The organism is Streptomyces sp. NPDC127100 (assembly GCF_042724095.1).
Taxonomy (GTDB): Bacteria; Actinomycetota; Actinomycetes; order Streptomycetales; family Streptomycetaceae; genus Streptomyces.
The window spans coordinates 257,935-271,070 of the sequence record NZ_JBHXFL010000002.1; the positions used below are offsets into that span (position 1 = coordinate 257,935).

Annotated in this window: 13 protein-coding genes; 2 read left to right on the forward strand and 11 right to left on the reverse strand. The window is 71.8% G+C overall.

The window, feature by feature from the left end; genetic code table 11:
- Position 1 precedes the first annotated feature (1 nt).
- From ACFWJB_RS04005 to ACFWJB_RS04045, 9 genes are all read right to left on the reverse strand, one after another.
- Positions 2 to 1,693 (reverse strand): RNase A-like domain-containing protein, encoded by a 1,692-nt coding sequence (locus tag ACFWJB_RS04005; protein WP_386920102.1) that lies wholly within the window; start codon positions 1,691 to 1,693, stop codon positions 2 to 4.
- Positions 1,693 to 2,007, reverse strand: coding sequence for a WXG100 family type VII secretion target (locus tag ACFWJB_RS04010; RefSeq protein ID WP_386920104.1), 315 nt, complete (start codon positions 2,005 to 2,007; stop codon positions 1,693 to 1,695). Before ACFWJB_RS04010 ends, ACFWJB_RS04005 begins: the two co-directional genes overlap by 1 nt.
- A 56-nt stretch (positions 2,008 to 2,063) precedes the next feature.
- Positions 2,064 to 2,498, reverse strand: a complete 435-nt coding sequence (locus ACFWJB_RS04015; protein ID WP_386920106.1) for a WXG100 family type VII secretion target — start codon at positions 2,496 to 2,498, stop codon at positions 2,064 to 2,066.
- A 285-nt stretch (positions 2,499 to 2,783) separates the two neighbouring features.
- Positions 2,784 to 3,173 carry a D-ribose pyranase gene (gene rbsD / locus ACFWJB_RS04020; protein WP_385465810.1) on the reverse strand — a complete coding sequence of 130 codons (390 nt, stop codon included), beginning with the start codon at positions 3,171 to 3,173 and terminating at the stop codon, positions 2,784 to 2,786.
- Complete coding sequence (locus ACFWJB_RS04025) at positions 3,170 to 4,075, reverse strand: ribokinase (protein WP_386920108.1); 906 nt, start codon at positions 4,073 to 4,075, stop codon at positions 3,170 to 3,172. The genes rbsD and ACFWJB_RS04025 overlap by 4 nt, the downstream gene beginning before the upstream one ends.
- 135 nt (positions 4,076 to 4,210) lie before the next feature.
- Positions 4,211 to 6,166: a substrate-binding domain-containing protein gene (locus ACFWJB_RS04030; protein ID WP_385465816.1), complete on the reverse strand. Its 1,956-nt coding sequence runs from the start codon at positions 6,164 to 6,166 to the stop codon at positions 4,211 to 4,213.
- Complete coding sequence (locus ACFWJB_RS04035; protein WP_385465819.1) at positions 6,156 to 7,685, reverse strand: sugar ABC transporter ATP-binding protein; 1,530 nt, start codon at positions 7,683 to 7,685, stop codon at positions 6,156 to 6,158. The genes ACFWJB_RS04030 and ACFWJB_RS04035 overlap by 11 nt, the downstream gene beginning before the upstream one ends.
- Entirely contained in the window at positions 7,682 to 8,734 is a 1,053-nt protein-coding gene (locus ACFWJB_RS04040) for a LacI family DNA-binding transcriptional regulator (RefSeq protein WP_385465823.1), read from the reverse strand. Before ACFWJB_RS04040 ends, ACFWJB_RS04035 begins: the two co-directional genes overlap by 4 nt.
- Positions 8,735 to 8,938: 204 nt before the next feature.
- A complete protein-coding gene (locus ACFWJB_RS04045; RefSeq protein ID WP_385465826.1) occupies positions 8,939 to 9,424 on the reverse strand; it encodes a carboxymuconolactone decarboxylase family protein in 486 nt (161 codons plus the stop codon).
- A gap of 174 nt (positions 9,425 to 9,598) precedes the next feature.
- Here ACFWJB_RS04045 and ACFWJB_RS04050 point away from each other — a divergent pair, with 174 nt between their 5' ends.
- Both ACFWJB_RS04050 and ACFWJB_RS04055 read left to right on the forward strand, forming a co-directional pair.
- Positions 9,599 to 10,546 (forward strand): RNA polymerase sigma-70 factor, encoded by a 948-nt coding sequence (locus ACFWJB_RS04050; RefSeq protein WP_385465896.1) that lies wholly within the window; start codon positions 9,599 to 9,601, stop codon positions 10,544 to 10,546.
- Between the two features lie 63 nt (positions 10,547 to 10,609).
- Positions 10,610 to 11,227 (forward strand): TOPRIM nucleotidyl transferase/hydrolase domain-containing protein, encoded by a 618-nt coding sequence (locus tag ACFWJB_RS04055; RefSeq protein WP_385465829.1) that lies wholly within the window; start codon positions 10,610 to 10,612, stop codon positions 11,225 to 11,227.
- Positions 11,228 to 11,246: 19 nt separating this feature from the next.
- Here ACFWJB_RS04055 and ACFWJB_RS04060 read toward each other — a convergent pair whose 3' ends face one another.
- Together ACFWJB_RS04060 and ACFWJB_RS04065 are read right to left on the reverse strand one after the other, a co-directional pair.
- Complete coding sequence (locus ACFWJB_RS04060) at positions 11,247 to 12,605, reverse strand: ankyrin repeat domain-containing protein (protein WP_385465832.1); 1,359 nt, start codon at positions 12,603 to 12,605, stop codon at positions 11,247 to 11,249.
- Between the two features lie 55 nt (positions 12,606 to 12,660).
- The gene (locus ACFWJB_RS04065) at positions 12,661 to 13,071 is read right to left on the reverse strand and encodes an ATP-binding protein (protein ID WP_386920112.1); all 411 of its coding nucleotides are present in this window, start codon (positions 13,069 to 13,071) and stop codon (positions 12,661 to 12,663) included.
- Positions 13,072 to 13,136 lie beyond the last annotated feature (65 nt).

Sequence of the window (13,136 nt, forward strand, 5' to 3'; positions counted from 1 at the left end):
CTCATGAGTTGGGCAGGGTGTCGCTGGGCATCGCGGTAAGTACAACATACGGAGGATGGCCGCCGGGACGGGGTCGAAGTGTGACCAGCACCTTGTCGGAATCGTGAGCCTGTGCGTCTCCACGCGCCCAGGAGCGGCCCACGGGGTGACTGAATTCGAGGCCGATGTTCCTTGTCTGGTTGGGCTGTGTCGGATTCCTGCTCAGCCATCTGTCGATCTTGCGCTGGTTGTCTGGATCGTCGAGGACGGCCTGGGTGTAGCGCTGTGCCTGGTCGAGATCGTTGAACGTGGATACGGCGATGGGCCTGGTGACCCCGTCGGGGTACAGCCTCGCCTGGTCCCGGAGTCGCTGTTCGAGTTGCGCGTCCGTCTTGCCCACGTGTTTGTCGATGACGTGAGAGCCTGCCAGCCCCTCCTGATTGGCCAAGTCCACGGGGTACTCGTGTCGCGACTCGTCGTCTCCCGGGACGGTATACAAGGGGTCGCCCTTGAAATCCGTCAGCGCGCGTGCACCGAACGCTTCGGCCCGGGCTTCCTCCGCGTTGAAGGATGGGGCACTCTTGTGTGCCTCGTCCAGGGCATTCATCAGGTCCTTGACACGACGCGTCTGGCGGTCGATTCGGTTGTTGTATTCCGTCACCGCGTTGTTCATCGCCTGCTCGTCAAGGTTCAGCACAATCCCCGACGCCAGATCGGTGACCAATCCCTTGCCGAACTTCAGCAGACCTTTGCCGAGATTCTTGACGTCCTTGAGGTCCACACCGTCGCTCAAGTCGATCTGTGGCAAGGTGTCGATGACCGCCTTCCGATAGATTCGATGGAGATCCTCGCGGACATCCTCAGCTGCCTTGGCGAAGTGGTAGACGGCGTCTACCATCACTTCGCAGGTGTCGAACAGTACGGCGAAAACCGGGTGGTTCGCCCCCGGGCTGCCGAAGCCGTCGTTCTTCCAGTTGTAGCCGTGCCGCTCCTTGCCCCAGGCCGAAGTGCCCCATAGCGTGCTGCAAAACGTACGCATGGCGCCGTACCACTCGCTATCGGACTGCTGAGTGATGCTCTGGAGCAGTGGCGTCAGCGTTCCGTCGACGGTCGCCAGTGTGATCTGCGGCATTCGCCAGGCTTCCGAGATCGAGTTGACCCGGTGGTGATTCGGCAGCGGCAGGATTTCGGACGCCTTCCCCCAGCGGCAGGCGTCCTCGAGCAGCGGGCGCAACACGGTCAGGACCACGGCCTCCACTCCCTCAAGAGCGCGCTGGACGAAGTCCTGTCCGTCGTCGACGTCCCCCCACTTGAAGTCCGTGACCGGACCGTAGGAGGGAGGGGTGTCGATGACGACGGGAGGCGGTTGGTGTTGCGGCTGGGCCGTGGGGGACGGGTTGGTCGCGGCGTCGGCCGCCGCGTAGTTGTTTGCGGTGACGGTGAAACCAATCGCGGCACCACCCACGCTGACCACAGACTTGGCCCACACCTCGAGAAAGCGTGCGCTGATGTCCTTGTAGGCACTGGTGAAACCCTGGACTGCCGTCCCCCTGCCGCCGCCGTCCGGATATCGCGCCAGCTCGATCAAGAACGACTTCATGCCCCGGTGCAGTTGGTTCTGCTGGTCGGCGAACCCGGTGGAGACGCCATAGAGAACGGAGGGTGTGACGTCCACCGTGCCGTTCTGAGAACCCGTGCCCGGCGGCGTGGCCATCAGGCGGCTCCCCAGCCGCGCAGCACGGCCTGATGGGCCGCCGTGTAGTTGACGTGGCCGGTCGTCACTATCTCGTGCAGCCACTTCTGCGCCGCCTGAAGATCCTGGGCTGAACGGTCCCATTCGTCGATTTTGTCGACGAAGACCTCCCGGGCCTGCCCCTCCCAGGACAGTACGACCGGGACGACGCGATCGTGTAGGTCGTCCAGTTTCTCGTTGAGCTTTTTGAGTATGTCCTCCAGCTCGACGGCGAGCTCGCGGAGCGTGCCGAAGGATACGGATATATGGTCCTCGGCAGACTTCTCTGTTGACATTGCTCCCCCGTGCGTCACTGACTGCTCATGTTGATGTGTCTTCGAAGCCGAGGGCGTCAGAACGAATCAAGGACGCTGCGCGGGGAAGCGGTCGGAGCGCTGCCCGTACCGGCCTCCACGTGCGGTGTGGACAGTCTGTCGACCTCGCTGCCGACGTCGACCCGGATGCGCTGAAGCTGGGCGAGCACGTCCAGGTCGCGCTGTGTGAAGCCGTCTCTGCTCAGGCGCACCGCCTGTTCGAGGTGGCGAATGACCTCACGGATACGCACGGCGTCCTCGGCCGCCGCCCGGTGGAAACCGCGGTAGGCGGCCCCGGCCGGGCCACGCCAGCCGGCCTCTATGCGGTCCACCACGCCGTCCATCCGCTTGATCTGTTCGTCCAGGTGGTCCTGCATGTCGTCGAGGTCGTCCGCGAGCTTGGTCAGGTCGTCATCGGAAACACGCAGGTCCGGCTTCTTGCCAGAACCTGTCGGTGTGTCGGGCAACCCCATGGCCAATCTCCCCGTTCCGTCCTGCTCGCACCGGCGGCCAACTGCTCGCCTCCATCGGGCAGATCATTCTATGAGAGGTGCTGTGGGGCTCTACGCAAGGCCCTCCGGAGACGGCAGGGAGAAATTCCCGCGACCCGTGCAACCCTCCCCGCCCCCCGCGGGTCGTACGTGGCATCAGGACGCCTGCGGGGGGAGATCCGGGGGGATCGCGGGGGCCTGAGGGGGAGGGGAACACGAGAGGGCCCGGGTCGGTGACCGGGCCCTCTCGAAGCGTCCGGGGCCGGGTCAGAAGAAGACCCCGCAGCGCAGCAGCACGTTCGCGTACGGCCTGGCCTCGCCCGTACGGACCACCAGGCGGGCGCCCGCCGACAGTTCCTTCAGGCGCTCGTGCGGGACCAGTTGCAGGCCGGGGCAGCGGGCGTCCAGCAGTGCCGCGGCCTCCGCGTTGGCGTCCCGCATCTCCGTCGCCGCCGTCGCGCCCTCGATCACCAGCTCGGCCAGCAGGCCGTCCAGGACCTCGGCGAAGGACGGCACCCCGGCGCGGAAGGCCAGGTCGACGACGCGCGGGCCGTCGGGGACGGGCATGCCGACGTCGCAGACCAGCACGCCGTCGCCGTGGCCGAGTTCGGCGAGCGCCCCGGCGAGGTGGCGGTTGAGTATCCCGGCCCGCTTCACAGCGCCTCGACCTCCGCCGCCGTCGGGTACGACACCTGCGCCCCCGCCTTCGTGACCGCCACCGCGCCCACCCGGGCCGCGTACGCCGCCGCCTCGGCGAGCGACGCGCCCGTGCCGAGCCGCCAGGCCAGCGCCGCCGTGAACGCGTCGCCGGCGCCCGTGGTGTCCACGGCGTCCACCGCGACCGACGGGACACGGCGGACGCCCTCCGCCGCCGAGGCGACCAGCGCGCCGTCCGCGCCCAGGGTCACGACCACCGAGCGCGGCCCCTTGGCCAGCAGGAGGCCGGCCCAGTCCTCGGGGCGCTCGCTCGGGCACGCGTCGCCGAGGATCACCTTCACCTCGTGCTCGTTGACGATCAGTGGGTCGCAGGCCGCCAGCACCTCCTGCGGGAGCGGACGCGGCGGCGACGGGTTCAGCACGAACCGGCTGTCCGGCGCGAGGCAGCGGACCACCTCCACGACCGTCTCCAGGGGGATCTCCAACTGCGCCGACACGACCCGGGAGGCGTGGAAGAGGCTGGAGGCGGCGCGGACGTCCCCCGGGGCCAGCCGGCCGTTGGCGCCCGGCGAGACCACGATGCTGTTGTCCCCGGACGGGTCGACGGTGATCAGCGCGACACCGGTCGGGGCGCCGCCCACCAGGACGCCGACCGTGTCGACGCCGGCCGCCCGCTGCGAGTCGAGCAGCAGCCGGCCGTAGGAGTCGTCGCCGACCCGGGCCAGCAGGGCCGTACGGGCGCCGAGCCGGGCGGCGGCCACCGCCTGGTTCGCGCCCTTGCCGCCCGGGTGGACGGCCAGGTCGGAGCCCAGCACCGTCTCGCCGGCACCCGGCCGCCGGTCGACGCCGATCACCAGGTCGGCGTTGGCCGACCCCACGACCAGCAGGTCGTAGTCGTACATGAATCGCTCCCCGATCCGAGTGAAGCCGCGTGAAGCCCCGTGGATCCCGGTGCGTCCCGGGAGTCCGCGTGGCGACGATCGATGCGGGCGGGCGGTCGCGCGACCGCCCGCCCGTGCACACGCCGTGTGCCCGTGTCAGCCCTCGAAGCCGGCCACGTTCTCCTTGGTGACCACCTTCACCGGCACCTTCACCATCTTCTCCACCTTCTTGTCCTCGGCGGCCCGCAGCGCGTTCCGCACGGCGATCCTGCCCAGTTCCTTCGGCTGCTGCGCGACGGAGGCGTACAGCGAGCCCGCCTCGACCGCCTTCAGCCCGTCCGGCGTGCCGTCGAAGCCGACGACCTGGACCGACTTGCCGGCCTTGGAGCCGAGCGCCTTGATCGCGCCGAGCGCCATCTCGTCGTTCTCCGCGAAGACGCCGTTGATGCCGGGGTGCGCCTGGAGGAGGTTGGTCATCACGTCCAGGCCCTTGGTGCGGTCGAAGTCCGCGGGCTGCCTGGCGACGACCTTGATGCCCGGGTAGGCCTTCAGGCCGGCCGCGAAGCCCGCCCCGCGCTCCCGGCTGGCGGAGGTGCCGGCCTGGCCCTGGAGGATGACGATCGTGCCCCGGCCGCCGAGCTTCTCGGCGAGCGCCTTGGCACCGAGCTGACCGCCCTCGACGTTGTCGGAGGCGACCAGTGCGGCCGTGTCCGCCTTGTTGACGCCGCGGTCCACGGCGACGACGGGGATGCCGGCCTTGTTCGCGCCGCGCACCGCGGGGCCCGCGGCGTCGGAGTCCACCGGGTTGACGATGACCGAGGAGAGCGAGCCGCTGGTGAAGTTCTGGAGCTGGTTGGCCTGCTGGGAGGCGTCGTTCTGCGCGTCGGTGACCGTCAGGTCGACGCCCAGCTTCTTCGCCTCCTCCTGCGCGCCCGCCCGGATCTGCACGAAGAACGGGTTGTTGAGCGTCGACAGCGACAGGCCGATCTTCTGGGACTTGCCCGCCGAGGAGTTGTTGTGCAGCAGCGAGGTCGCGCCGACGACCGCCACGGCGACGACCGCCGCGATCACGTAGGTGAGGGCCTGCTTGCCGCGGCCCCCGTCACCGGACGCCCCGGCCGCCCCCGTGGTCGCCCCCGCCTTGCGGCGCAGCGTGTCGAGCAGCACCGCCAGCGCGATGACGACACCGATGACGACCTGCTGCCAGAACGCGGAGACGGACAGCAGGTTGAGCCCGTTGCGCAGCACCGCGAGGATCAGCGCGCCGATCAGCGTGCCCGACGCCTTGCCGGTGCCGCCCGCGAGGGAGGCGCCGCCGATGACGACGGCGGCGATGGCGTCCAGCTCGTAGCCCTGCGCGGCCTGCGGCTGCGCGGAGGCCAGCCGGGAGGCGAGCACGATGCCCGCGGCGGCGGCGAACAGCCCGGAGAAGGCGTAGATGGCGAGCTTCTGCCGCTTCACGCGCAGGCCGGACAGCCGCGCGGCCTCCTCGTTGCCGCCGATGGCGTACATGGAACGGCCGATGTAGGTCCGGCCGAGGACGAGCGCCGTGATCAGACCCATCACGATCATCACCAGCACCGGTACGGGCAGCCAGCCGCCGAGCGTGTCGCCCAGGTGGGAGACCGAGTCGGGGAAGGCGATCGGCGAGCCCTGCGAGATGACCAGCGACAGACCGCGGCCCACCGACAGCATGGCGAGGGTCGCGATGAACGGCGGCAGCTTCCCGTACGAGATGAGGAAACCGTTCACCAGGCCGCAGGCGATGCCCGTGGCGATGGACAGCACCACCGCGAGCGCGACCGGCATCCCGGCCTCGGTGGCGCTCCACGCCAGCACGGTGGCCGACAGCGCGGCGACCGAGCCGACCGACAGGTCGATGCCCGCCGAGACGATGACGAAGGTGACGCCGAAGGCGAGGATCGCGGTGACGGCGGCCTGGACGCCGACGTTGAGGAGGTTGTCGGCGGTCAGGAAGTCGCCGGACAGCGCCGACATGGCGACGACGAGGACGATCAGCGCGGTCAGCGCGCCGTTGTCGAGCAGCAGGCGGCGCAGACCGCCCGTGGCGCCCTGCGCGCCCGGCTTGCTCTCGAGCGTGTCAGTGGCCACGGGAGGCCTCCGTTCCGTTGCTGTGGGGGGTGCTGACGGCGAGCGCCATGACGGCGTCCTGGGTGGCCCGGCCGGCGGGGAGTTCGCCCGCGACCCGGCCCTGGGCCATGACCACGACCCGGTCGCTCATGCCGAGCACCTCGGGCAGGTCGCTGGAGATCATGAGGACGGCGGCGCCGGCGGCGGTCAGTTCGTTGATGAGCTGGTAGATCTCGACCTTGGCGCCGACGTCGATGCCGCGGGTCGGCTCGTCGAGGATCAGCACCTTGGTGTTCGCCAGCAGCCACTTGCCGATGACGACCTTCTGCTGGTTCCCGCCGGACAGGGTGCGCACGTGCTGGCCGAGGCCGGCCATCCGCACGCCGAGCTGGCCGGCGATCCGCTCGGCCGCGTCGTGCTGTCCCCTGAGGTCGACGAGGCCCGCGCGGGAGGCCGACCGGAGGGTGACGAGGCCGAGGTTCTCCTCGACGGAGGCGTCGAGGACGAGACCCTGACCCTTGCGGTCCTCGGGGACGAGCCCGATCCCGGCCGCCATGGCGGCGTTGACGTCGTGGCGCCGCAGCGGGGCGCCCGCGACGTGCACGGTCCCGGCGTCGTAGGGGTCGGCGCCGAACACCGCCCGCACGACCTCGGTCCGCCCGGCGCCGACGAGCCCGGCGATGCCGACGACCTCACCGGCCCGCACCTCGAAGCCGACGTCGTGGAAGACGCCGTCGCGGGTCAGCCCCTCGACCTTGAGCAGCGCCTCGCCGGCGTCGCCGCGTTCCCGCGGGTACTGCTGCTCGATCGAGCGCCCGACCATGAGCCGCACCAGCTCGTCCTCGGGCGTGGAGGCGGGCACCTGGCCGACGCTCCGGCCGTCGCGGATGACGGTGACCCGGTCACCGAGGGCGGCGATCTCCTCCAGGTGGTGGGTGATGAAGACGATGCCGACGCCGTCCTCGCGCAGCCGCCGCACGATGGCGAACAGCTTCTCGACCTCCTCGGAGGTGAGCACGGCGGTCGGCTCGTCCATGATGAGCACGCGCGCGTTCAGGCTGAGCGCCTTGGCGATCTCGACCATCTGGAGCCGCGCGATGCCGAGTTCGCGCACCCGCGCGCGGGGCGACACGTTCACGCCCACCCGCTCCAGGAGCACCGCGGCGTCCGCTTCCATCCTCTTCCGGTCGATCATGCCGAACCGGCGCGGCTGGCGCCCCAGGAAGATGTTCTCGGCCACCGTCAGATCGGGGACCAGGTTGAACTCCTGGTAGATGGTGGCGACACCGAGCCGCTCGGAGTCCTGCGCACCGTTGATGCGCACCTCCTCGCCGCCGGCCAGGATCCGCCCGGCGTCGGGCGTGTAGGCGCCGGAGAGCATCTTGATGAGCGTGCTCTTGCCCGCGCCGTTCTCACCGAGGAGCACGTGCACCTCGCCCCGGCGCAGGTCGAAGTCGACGCTGTCGAGCGCGACGACACCGGGGAAGGTCTTGCGGATGCCCTCGATGCGCAGCAACTCGTCGGGATCGCGGCTGCTCACGGCGTACTCCTTCGTACGGGGGACGGGGACGGGGACGGGGACGGGTCGTGCGGGGAGGCGGTCTCGCCGCACGAGCGGCGGACGACGAGCCGGGCCGGCAGGGTGACGGACTCGCCGGTGCCGCCCTCGATGCGGTCGACCAGCGCGCGCACGGCGGCCCGCCCGAGGTCGCCCGTGGGCTGGGCGATCGCGGTGATCGGCGGGTCGGTGTGCACGAACCAGCGGATGTCGTCGAACGCGGCGAGCGCGATGTCGTCGGGGACGCGCATCCCCCGGGCGCGTACGGCGTCCAGGGCGCCGAGCGCCATCAGGTTGTCGGCGGCGAAGACGACCTCGGGCGGTTCGGGCAGGTCGAGGAAGCCCTCGGTGACCCGGCGTCCGCTGTCGGCCTGGAAGTCGCCCTGGCCGATGTAGGCGTCGGGCAGGGGGAGTCCGTACGCGCCGAGCGCCTCGCGGAAGGCGTCCACGCGCTCGCGGCCGGTCGTGGTGGCGGCGGGCCCGGCGATGATGGCGAGCCGCCGGTGCCCGAGCCCGTGCAGGTGCGCCACGAGGTCCCGGACCGCCGCCCGCCCGTCCGACCGCACCACGGGCACGTCCACGCCGGGGATCCAGCGGTCGACGAAGACCATGGGGGTGCCGGCGCGCGCGGCGTCCAGCATGCGCGGGGAGCCGCCGTCGGTGGGGGAGACCAGCAGCCCGTCGATGCGGCGGTCCAGCAGCGTGGTGACGTGGTGGTCCTGGAGGTCGGGCCGCTCGTCGGCGTTGCCGATGATGACGCTGTAGCCGAGCGCGCGGGCCTCCTCCTCGACGGAGCGGGCCAGTTCGGTGAAGTACGGGTTCAGCACGTCGCTGATGACCAGGCCGAGCGTGCGGGTCTGCGCGGTGCGCAGGGACCGGGCGACGGCGTTCGGGCGGTAGCCCAGCGCCTCGACGGCGGCCAGTACGCGCGTGCGTGCGTCCGGGCTGACGGACGGGTGGCCGTTGAGGACGCGCGAGACCGTCGCGACGGACACGCCCGCCTCGGCGGCGACGTCCTTGATGCTCGCCATCGCCGTGCCACCTCCTCGTGGAATCGATTACACGGAGGATTGGAATCGATTACACGAGCGGATGGCAAGAGGCGGAGGGGTGGCTGAAACCCAATCGTGACCGGAAGTCGACGCCGTGGCCCGCGCCGGCGGGACGTGCGGCGGCCCGGCCCGGACCGGAGGACTCCGGGCCGGACCGGGCCGAGGGCGCCCGCCGCGGGGCGGTCAGCCCAGTGCGGCGGCGAACATGCCGGCCTCGTAGGAGCCGCCCGGCTGGTGCACGATCACCGCGAGCCGGTTGGCCGCGTTGATCAGGGCGACCAGGGACACCAGGGCGGCGGTCTGGTCGTCGTCGTAGTGCTTGCGCACCAGGGCCCAGGTCTCGTCGGACACTCCCTGGTGGGCGTCCGCGAGCCGGGTGCCCTCCTCGGCGAGCGCCAGCGCGGCCTGCTCGGCCTCGGTGAACACGGTCGACTCGCGCCAGGCCGCGACCAGGGCGAGCCTGACCGCCGTCTCACCGGCCGCCGCGGCCTCCTTGGTGTGCATGTCGATGCAGTGACCGCAGCCGTTGATCTGGCTGGCGCGCAGCGACACCAGCTCCTGCGTGGAGTTCGGCAGCGACGACTGGTGGATGAGCTGGGCGGCGCCGGCGAACCGCTTGGCGAACCGGGCGGCGAGCTCGTTCTCGAAGAGGTTGAATCGGATGTCCATGGCCTCGTCCTCACGGTGGTCGGTACGGAACGACCACAAGACGCCGGCGGTCCGGATCCCGTGACGGACGTGCGATGTGACGTATCCCACGGGGAGCGGGTGTCACAGGGCGGCGGTGACCGGCGTCCTGTGCGCATGACACCGTCGCGGGCGAACGAGCGGGAGCTGCTGGTCATGAGCGAGAACGAGGACCGACGGGAGCGGGACGGCGACGCGGGCACCGAGCGGCTCGGCGGCCGGCGCACGGACGTCGCCACGGACGCCTTCGTCACCCACCGCAACCTCCTCTTCACCGTCGCCTACGAGATGCTCGGCTCGGCGGCCGACGCCGAGGACGTGCTCCAGGAGACGTGGCTGAGGTGGGCGGGGGTCGACCTCGCCGAGGTGCGCGACCCGCGCGCGTACCTGGTCCGGATCACCACCCGGCAGTCGCTGAGCCGGCTGCGCGCCCTCGGCCGCCGCAAGGAGTCCTACGTCGGATCCTGGCTGCCCGAGCCGCTGCTCACCACGCCCGACGTGGCCGAGGACGTCGAACTCGCCGACAGTGTCTCGATGGCGATGATGCTGGTCCTGGAGACGCTCACGCCGACCGAGCGAGCCGTGTTCGTGCTCCGCGAGGTCTTCGACCTGGACTACGACGAGATCGCCGAGGCCGTCGACAAGAGCCCGGCCGCCGTCCGCCAGACCGCGCACCGGGCACGCGCGCACGTCGCGGCACGCCGGCCGCGCGGGGTCGTCTCGCCGACCCAGACCCGGGACGCGCTCGACGCGTTCCGGCGGGCGGTCGAGACGGGCGACCTCCAGGGGCTGCTGGACATCCTCGCGCCCGACGTCGTCCTGCTGGGCGACGGCGGCGGCATCAAGCAGGCCGTCCTGCGGCCGATCGTCGGGGCCGACAAGGTGGCCCGTCTCGTGATCGGCGGGCTGATGAAGCAGGGCGACGCCGTTTCCATGGGCCCGGCCCAGGTCAACGGCTACCCGGCCCTCATCCTCCGGCTCGACGGCGAGCTCGACACCGTGCTGGCGGTGCGCTTCGACGAAGGCCGCATCACCGGTCTCTACGCCGTGCGCAATCCCGAGAAGCTCCTGGGCATGCGGCAGGAGGCCGCCCTGCACCGCTGAGCGGGCGGCGGGTGCGGGGAAATTCGCTACCGCGCCGGCCGGCGAGGACGCAGACTCGGCTCCATGACGGACATGGGGGAGTTCCGGGACGCGGTCACCGCATGGGCGGCCGGTGGCCCCGGCGGGCCCGCACGCGAGCTGGCGGGGCGCCTGTCCGTACGGACGGCCGTGCTGCTCGAAGGACCGAGCGACGCGGCCGCCGTCGACGCGCTGACCGCACGCGCGGGCCGGGACCTGGCGGCGGAGGGCGTCTGCGTCCTGCCGATGGGCGGCGCGATGAGCGTCGGCCGCTTCGCCGGCCTCCTCGGCCCGTCCGGCCTGGACCTGCGCCTCACGGGGCTGTGCGACGAGCGGGAACGGGGCTACTACGTGCGTGCCCTGCAGCGGGCGAACGCGGCACCGCACGACCTCTTCGTCTGCGCGGCCGACCTGGAGGACGAACTCGTCCGCGCCCTGGGCGAGGACCGGGTGGCCGAGCTCGTCGAGGCGGAGGGCGACCAGCGCGCCCTGCGCACCTTCCTCCAGCAGCCCGCCCAACGCGACCGCACCGCGGCGCAGCGGCTGCGCCGCTTCCTCGGCACGAAGAAGGGCCGCAAGATCCACTACGGGCGCGTCCTCGTCGAGGCCCTGGAGGCCGACCGGACCCCCGCGCCGCTGGCCGGCCTGCTCGCCGCGCTCTGACGGCACCGGCGGCGCCCCGTCACGCGGAGGCCGGACGCTCCTTGTCCCACCTCCACTGCCAGAGCGCGGACCACCGGTGGTCGTCCTCGAAGCCGGGGGGCAGGGGCGTGATCCGCTCGATGGCGTCGGCGGTGCGCGGGTCGTCGCGCAGGGCGAGGCCGTAGGCCGCCTCCAGTCGGGCGATCAGGTCGTCCTCGTCCAGCAGCGCGAACAGCGCGTCGGCGACGGCGGGCGTGCGGTCCCGGCAGGAGGCCAGCAGCACCGCGGCCTCGCCCCGCAGCCCGGCGTCCGGGCCTCCGGCCAGCGCGAGCAACGCCCCCACGGCCGGGGCGAGGAGGTCGTCGTCCGCCACGGCCACCCTGGCGGCGTGGAGCCGGGTGGCGGCGTCCGGGTCGCGGAGGAGGGCGAGCAGCGCGGTCCCGGCCCGGGCCGTCAGGGAGGTGCCCGCACCGGGGAGGAAGAGTGGGGGGACCCGCCGCCGGACCCGGGGGTCGGGGTGACCGGCGTGGCGCAGCGCGGTGACCTCCAGGGCGGGGTGTTCGTACTCGGAGAAGGCGTCGAGCACCCGCGCGAGCATCCCGGGGTCCGTCTCCTCCACGGCCCAGGCGGCCAGGAGGTCGCCCTCCGTCTCCGCGTACGGGGAGTCGCACACGAGGACCCCCCGGGTGCGGAGGTAGTCCACCACGAAGCGGCGGTGCGCCGGGTCGGGGTGGTGGCGGTGGGCGACCACGGCCGACCAGGTCTCGAAGCTGCGGCGTTGCAGGAGGACCCAGGTGACCTCCCACCAGGTCGCGTACTCCTCGTCCGGGTGTTCGAGGGCACGGGCGATCAGCTCGTCGACGGGCGTCAGGACGCGGAACGCCCACTCCAGCGAGGTCAGGATGCCGCCGTGCCCGGCCCGCACGGTGCGTCCGCCGAGCGAGACCTGGTCGATCCAGTGGTACTCGTGAGCGTCGCCCCGCACGCGGACCGTCTCCGCCGGCCCCGGCGCGCCCGTCCGGCGCCGCAACTCCTCGGCCGCGCCCGTCTCGTACCAGCCGCGGGCGAGGTCGAGCAGTCGCTCGCGCGTCTCCTCCGGCAAGCGCAGCCGGGGCTCTCTGCCCAGTACAGCGGTGACGACGGCCGGAGACCCACCGTCGACGGCCCGCCACAACGGCGTGGTCCCGTCCGGCAGCGCCCGGTCGGGGTCGGCCCCGCCCTCGACCAACGCGTCGGCGACACCGGCGTCGTACGCCGCGACGGCCGCGCACAGCACCGGCAGCCCGTCGTCACCGACCACGTCCGGATCGGCCCCCGCACCGAGCAACGCCCGCACGGCTCCCGCGTCCCCTGCCCGCACCGCCCCTACGAGCCGCCGGCCGACCCCGCCACCACTCACCCGCCGAGCATCCGCCGGAAGCCTGCGTACGGACAAGCCATTTCTCGCGGCCCCGTCAGGCCGCCGCCAGCTCGCACCACACGTACTTGCCCCGGTTGCCGTGTCTGGCCAGCGGATGCCAGCCCCATACGTCGGCACAGGCCCGGACAAGGGCCAGGCCCCGCCCGTCCTCCTGCTCGGCCGCAGCGTCGAACGGCCGGGGCGGCTCAGGCGGTTCGGGATCCGCGTCCCACGCCCCGATCCGCAGCGTCCCCGGCGGCGACCAGCGCACGCGCAGGGCGGCGGGGCCCTTGGTGTGCCGTACGGCGTTGGAGACCAGCTCCGTGGCGAGAAGTTCGGCGACGTCGACGAGGCGGATCAGCCCGTGCACGGTGAGGATCAGGCGGAGGGTACGGCGGCTGACGGTGACGGCCCGGAGGTCGTTGGGGATGTAGAGGGAGTACTCCCAGGGCTCGTTCTCGGGCATGCGGAACTCCGGCGTGTGGGTGAGGGGTTGTGAGCGGGACCGGTGTCATTGCCGCAGCCGTCGAG